This is a genomic window from Alcanivorax sp. UBA3183 (assembly GCF_002364155.1).
GTDB classification, from domain to species: Bacteria; Pseudomonadota; Gammaproteobacteria; order Pseudomonadales; family Alcanivoracaceae; genus Alcanivorax; species Alcanivorax jadensis.
The window spans coordinates 70,630-76,232 of record NZ_DEXN01000019.1; the positions used below are offsets into that span (position 1 = coordinate 70,630).

Genomic DNA, 5,603 nt, shown 5'->3' on the forward strand with positions numbered 1-5,603 from the left:
AGATCCAGCGTCTGCCGGCGTAATTGCTCAATGGCCCGGGCTCGTCCCGGGAGAACCTCTTCTACCCCGTCGGGCAGTAGCCACTGTTCTTCCTGGTTCATCATTTACGACCGCATCAGTAGTAGCAGGCCGGCACCCAGTATCATCAGCACCAGCCCCAGAATTCTCAGTGTTCGCCCGGGCATCCGGGCAACCTGCAGCGCTGCCTCACGCGCACGATTAGGCGCCAGAAACAGCGGAATGCCCTCTATGACCAGTACCAGGCACAAGGCCTTGATCAATAAGCCTAAATCCATTGTTCCTGCCAGACAGCCACAAAAAAACCGGGAGCCTCGGCCCCCGGTTGCTGCATTCTACCACGGTCGCCCGGCGGCAGATAGGTTCACGCCCTATCCCATGGAGACATAAAAAAGCCCTGTCGGCCGAACCGACAGGGCTTTTTGAGTGGGCTCAGGGCCTTGCGCCGCTCGAACCCTTCAGATAGCGGAAGAACTCGCCATCCGGCTCTAGGATCAGCACATCTTCCTTGTCCTTGAAGCTCTCCTTGTAGGCCTGGAGGCTGCGATAGAAGCGGAAGAACTCCTTGTCCTGGTTGTAGGCCTCGGCGTAGGTGGCAGCGGCCAGGGCGTCACCCTCACCACGGGTGGCCTGGGCCTTACGGTAGGCTTCGGCAAGGATTTCACTGCGCTTGCGGTCCGCACCGGCACGGATTTTCTCCGCTTCCTCACGGCCCTGGGAACGGTGGGCCGCAGCATCACGCTGGCGCTCGGCACGCATACGGTCGAACACCCGACCACGCACCTGGTCCGGCCAGTCCACCTGTTTCACCCGGATATCGACCACTTCGATACCCAGGTCTTCCATGGTGGACTTATTTACCTCTGCACGAACCTGATCCATCAACGCTTCGCGCTGGTCGCTGGCCATTTTTCCGTCAGCAACGTCACCGGCCGGCAGTTCGCCCTCTGCTTCACGGATGATGGATTCGTCCAACTGATCTCTCGGCACTTCTGTCACTTCACCACTGACCGGGTCACGCAGCAGTGCCTTGTCGCCTTCCAGTTTTTCCACGTTGCTTTCACCGGCAACCACCTGGAACACCGTGCGTGACGCAAACTCGTTACGCAGGGCTTCATTGACCCGCGGGTCCAGCAACTGTCGGGCGCGGCCTTCCATTACCTGGGCATTGGAAGAGCCACCGCCCACACTGACGATGTAGCGCTGCACGTTGTTGATCCGCCACACCACAAAGGCATCCACATTGAGCAGTTTCTTCTCGGCGGTCAGGAAAGACTGGGTCGCCACGTCGTACACCAGGGCACGACCGTCCACGCGGACCACTTCTTCCACCATTGGCCACTTGAAGTAGATACCAGGTTCGATATCGGACTTGTCGATTCGGCTGAACTGCTTGAGCACCGCCTTTTCGGTCTGGTTCACAATAAAGAAGGAATCCAGCGCCAGCAGCGCCAGAACCCCCAACGCCAGCAGCGCCAACCATCCACGATTATTCATTAGCGCAACTCCCGGTTTGGTGTGCTGTAGAGGCTTCGGGCCGCCTCGCGACCACTGCCGCCGTCATCCGCACCGGCCGATGACGTGCTGCTCGGGCTGGCACCGTTTTGCTGCGGCACCCTGGCCTTGCTGGCGCCGCCCTTGACCAACTGTTCCAGTGGCAGATAAATCAGGCTGTTGCCCTTATCCACATCCACCAGCACCTTGCTGGTGGCGCTGTACACATCGGTCATGGTTTCCAGGTAGAGGCGCTCACGGGTCACCTCCGGCGCCTTGCGATATTCCGTCAACAGGTCGGTAAATCGCTCAGCATCACCCTTGGCGCTGTCGATCAGACGATTCCGGTAGGCTTCCGCTTCTTCTTCCAGACGCTTGCCCTCACCCCGTGCCTGGGGGATGACCGAGTTACGGTAGGCTTCTGCTTCCTTCTTGAAGCGATCCTCGTCTTCCTTGGCTCTGGATACATCGTCAAAGGCATCACGGACTGCATCCGGTGCCTGGGTCTGATCCAGTACCACCTGCTTCAATACCAGGCCGGTATCGTAACGGTTCAGGTATTCATCCAGTCGCTCTCGAACCTTCACCCGGATCGCTTCCCGGTTGTCCTTGAGCACATCATCCATGGTCGCTGAGCCCACCACGTGGCGCAGAGCGGAGCTGGTAGCGTGCTCCAGAATGGTTTCCGGACGGGCCACTTTCAGCAGGAAGGGAATCGGGTCCAGCACCTGGTACTGCACCTGCAGGGTCACGCTGACAATATTGGTGTCGCGGGTGAGCATCGCCTCAGTAATGTCGTAGCGGCGATTTTGCTCCACGTCGACCTTCTGGAATTGCTCGATGATGGGCGCCCGCCAGCGAAGACCGGGATCCACGGTGCGGTTGTATTCACCAAAACGCAGCACCACGGCGCGTTCGCGCTGATCCACCTGGAAAAAGCCGACCAGGGCGTAGACCACCACGCCGATCACGGCAGCGATAATCAATATCGGCCAGGGGGAACCGCCCCCACTGCCGGAGCTACCGCCGGACTTGCCGCCCTTGCCACCGAATACGCTGTTAATTTTTTCTTTCAGATTCTTCAGGGCTTCATCCAGATCCGGCGGCCCCTGGTCACCGCCTCCACCCCAAGGGTCCTTCGGCTTGTTGCCGCCGGGTTCATTCCACGCCATGTAGGTCTCCAATCGGTCCGGGCGCTGAGCCCACCGGATTATTGATGGCTCGCATCATGCGAGCGTTGTGAATTGTAGGAAGAGGCATCATCCCCTGCAACCGCAGGAGCCGGCACCACCAGTTCTTCTTCTTTCAGCCCCTGCTCACGCAAGAGTCGCTCAAAATGTACCCGGTTCACATTGATGCGCAGCAGCATGCTGCCATCAAGCGCTGCCTGCTCTTCCAGCACCTCGCCGGCCTCGTGCAGGCGAGCGCGTAGTCGACCAGCGGACGCGGGCAAACGCACCCAGCAGTCCACCCAACCTGCGGCCAATCGCTCGGCAATGGCCTGGAACAGCAGATCAAAGCCGTCACCGGTCTGAGCGGAAATCCACACCCGCCAGGGGTGGCCATGCTCATCCCGGTCAATTTTCGGCGAGTGGCCCAGGTTGTCTACCTTGTTATAAACGTGCAGCACCGGCAGCTTGTCGCCACCGATTTCCTCCAGCACCTCGTTCACTGCCGCCACATTACTGTCACGCTCTTCTGCGCTGCAGTCTGTCACGTGCAGCAGCAAGGTGGCGTTAACGGTTTCTTCCAGGGTGGCGCGAAAGGCCTGCACCAGCCGGTGTGGCAAGTGGCGGATAAAGCCCACGGTATCGGCCAGAATCGCCGGCCCCACGCCCGGTACCTTTACCTTGCGCAGGGTCGGATCCAGAGTGGCAAACAACTGATCCGCCACATAGACGTCGCCGGTGGTGATGGCATTGAACAGGGTGGACTTGCCGGCGTTGGTATAGCCCACCAGGGAAATCAGCGGCGTCTCGGAACGCTGGCGGGCCCGGCGCCCCTGGGCACGCTGCTTGCGCACCTTCTCCAGACGCAACTCAATGGCACGAATACGATCACGCAGCAGCCGGCGATCGGTTTCCAACTGGGTTTCACCGGGGCCGCGCAGACCAATACCACCCTTCTGACGCTCCAGGTGAGTCCAGCCTCGTACCAGCCGGGAGGACAGATGGCGTAACTGAGCCAGTTCTACCTGCAGGCGACCTTCATGGGTGCGGGCACGCTGGGCAAAGATATCCAGAATCAGGCCGGTGCGATCCAGCACCCGGCATTTCACAACCCGCTCCAGGTTACGTTCCTGGCCCGGGCTCAGAGCATGATTGAACAGCACCACATCCGCGCTGATTTCCGCCACCAGCGCCGCCAGCTCCTCAGTCTTGCCGGAGCCGATAAACAGGGCAGGATCGGGCCGATCACGCTTGCCGGTCAACTCCGCCGCCGGCTCCACGCCACTGGAGGTGACCAGATGATAAAACTCATCCAGATCTTCGCGGCCCATGGCGTCGGGCAAATCCAGGTGCACCAGAATAGCGCGCTCACCGGCGCCGGTTCTGGTCTGCTCTGTACGGTCAAATAGGTCCATAGAGGCCTGATATGGGGGATGAGACCGCCAGTTTAAACCAGTCAGAGGAAGAAGACAGGGAAACCGGCAGGAAAAGTACCGATCGGAGGCGTTAACGCGACCACAACGCAAAGAGCCACCCGAAGGTGGCTCTTTGCAGGATCGGCGGCAGCGTTACTGGTTGCCGAAGCCCTCATCGGCAGCAGGAACGGCTGTGCCGCCTGTACCGGTGGTAGTCATGGCCGGGTTACCGCCGCCACGGGGGTTGCGGGCAGGCACGACGGTGGAAATCGCGTGTTTATAAACCATCTGACTGACTGCATTTTTCAGCAGCACGACATATTGGTCAAAAGACTCAATCTGCCCCTGGAGCTTTATTCCGTTTACCAGAAAGATAGATACCGGAATACGCTCTTTACGAAGCGCGTTGAGAAAAGGGTCTTGTAGCGAGTGCCCCTTTGACATGGCAAGTCTCCTTGAAATAACAGTAAAAAGTAGTGCCCAACACTTCGGGCAATCAGCGCTGTAACACAGTGAAACCGTCCCATACGGTCACTGCCTTCGCCCGATGCGCTATCGGGCAAATTTTTGTCAACAACCCGGCAAATTGGTTCCAGGTGCCGACACAACACATTTGCGCCGTGCTTCTCAAATCGCCGCAAAATGGCTAAAAATGGATGATCGGCGAATTATAAACCAAAAAGTCCAGTAACAGGGCTAACTAAACACAGATTTACAGATCTTCGCAAGCTGCTCGACTAGCGCCCGCCGCTGTGACGCATCGTTACTGTCGAAGCCGTGCAGATACGGCCATTTACGCAGCCAGGTGAACTGTCGTTTGGCCAGTTGCCGGGTAGCGATAATCCCCCGTTCCACCATGCTTTCATAATCATACTGGCCGTCCAGATAGTCCCATACCTGCCGATACCCCACCGCCTTCATGGCAGGCAGATCCCGATGGATTCCGGGCAGCTGTCGCAGTGTCTGCACCTCGTCCACCAACCCCTGCTCCAGCATCTGCCGGAAACGGTGCTCGATCATGTGGTGCAGCCAGGCCCGATCCGGTGGCAGCAGGGCCGCACTGTAAACCGGCCAGGGCAAGGCACTGAACTCACTCAGACCATCCCGGTTCTGTGTGACAGTTGTATGATGATCCGCGTGAAAAGCGGACAGGGGCCGACCGGTTAGCCGATAGACTTCCAGGGCCCGCTGCAGGCGCTGGCGGTCCGTGGGTTTGAGCCGCTCGGCGCTGACCGGGTCCACCTGGGCCAGTGCCGCATGCACCGCCGGCCAGCCTTCGCGTTCGGCCAGGGCGGCAATATCGGCACGCACCGCCGGGTCCGCTTCCGGCAGAGGCGCCAGTCCCTCTACCAGCGCCTTGAAATAGAGGATGGTGCCACCGACCAGCAGGGGCAGCTTGCCGTTGGCATGGATCTGTTCGATTTCCTGCAGGACATCGGCGCGGAAATCCGCCGCCGAATACGGCGCATCCAGCTCGCGGAAACCCAACAGCCGATGCGGCGCCGCC

General features: G+C 59.6%; 6 protein-coding genes. All 6 read right to left on the bottom strand.

What is annotated here, in order from left to right; all coding sequences use genetic code 11:
- Positions 1–104: 104 nt before the first annotated feature.
- On the bottom strand, positions 105–296 hold the full coding sequence (locus B3Q33_RS08640) for a DUF2065 domain-containing protein (RefSeq protein WP_035245026.1): 192 nt from the start codon (positions 294–296) through the stop codon (positions 105–107).
- Between the two features lie 154 nt (positions 297–450).
- Positions 451–1,515, bottom strand: a complete 1,065-nt coding sequence (gene hflC, locus B3Q33_RS08645; RefSeq protein ID WP_273009858.1) for a protease modulator HflC — start codon at positions 1,513–1,515, stop codon at positions 451–453.
- On the bottom strand, positions 1,515–2,684 hold the full coding sequence (hflK, locus tag B3Q33_RS08650) for an FtsH protease activity modulator HflK (protein ID WP_273009859.1): 1,170 nt from the start codon (positions 2,682–2,684) through the stop codon (positions 1,515–1,517). The genes hflC and hflK overlap by 1 nt, the downstream gene beginning before the upstream one ends.
- 38 nt (positions 2,685–2,722) lie before the next feature.
- Complete coding sequence (gene hflX / locus B3Q33_RS08655) at positions 2,723–4,096, bottom strand: ribosome rescue GTPase HflX (protein ID WP_273009861.1); 1,374 nt, start codon at positions 4,094–4,096, stop codon at positions 2,723–2,725.
- A 153-nt stretch (positions 4,097–4,249) separates the two neighbouring features.
- Positions 4,250–4,540, bottom strand: coding sequence for an RNA chaperone Hfq (gene hfq, locus B3Q33_RS08660; protein ID WP_035245043.1), 291 nt, complete (start codon positions 4,538–4,540; stop codon positions 4,250–4,252).
- A 252-nt stretch (positions 4,541–4,792) separates the two neighbouring features.
- Positions 4,793–5,603, bottom strand: an 811-nt coding sequence (miaA, locus tag B3Q33_RS08665) for a tRNA (adenosine(37)-N6)-dimethylallyltransferase MiaA (protein ID WP_286827487.1), incomplete at its 5' end; no start/stop codon positions are given.

Bases quoted from the DNA above. Each gene is read 5' to 3' on its own strand.
- B3Q33_RS08640 (WP_035245026.1), bottom strand. From the start codon at position 296: ATGGATTTAGGCTTATTGATCAAGGCCTTGTGCCTGGTACTGGTCATA.
- hflC (WP_273009858.1), bottom strand. From the start codon at position 1,515: ATGAATAATCGTGGATGGTTGGCGCTGCTGGCGTTGGGGGTTCTGGCG.
- hflK (WP_273009859.1), bottom strand. From the start codon at position 2,684: ATGGCGTGGAATGAACCCGGCGGCAACAAGCCGAAGGACCCTTGGGGT.
- hflX (WP_273009861.1), bottom strand. From the start codon at position 4,096: ATGGACCTATTTGACCGTACAGAGCAGACCAGAACCGGCGCCGGTGAG.
- hfq (WP_035245043.1), bottom strand. From the start codon at position 4,540: ATGTCAAAGGGGCACTCGCTACAAGACCCTTTTCTCAACGCGCTTCGT.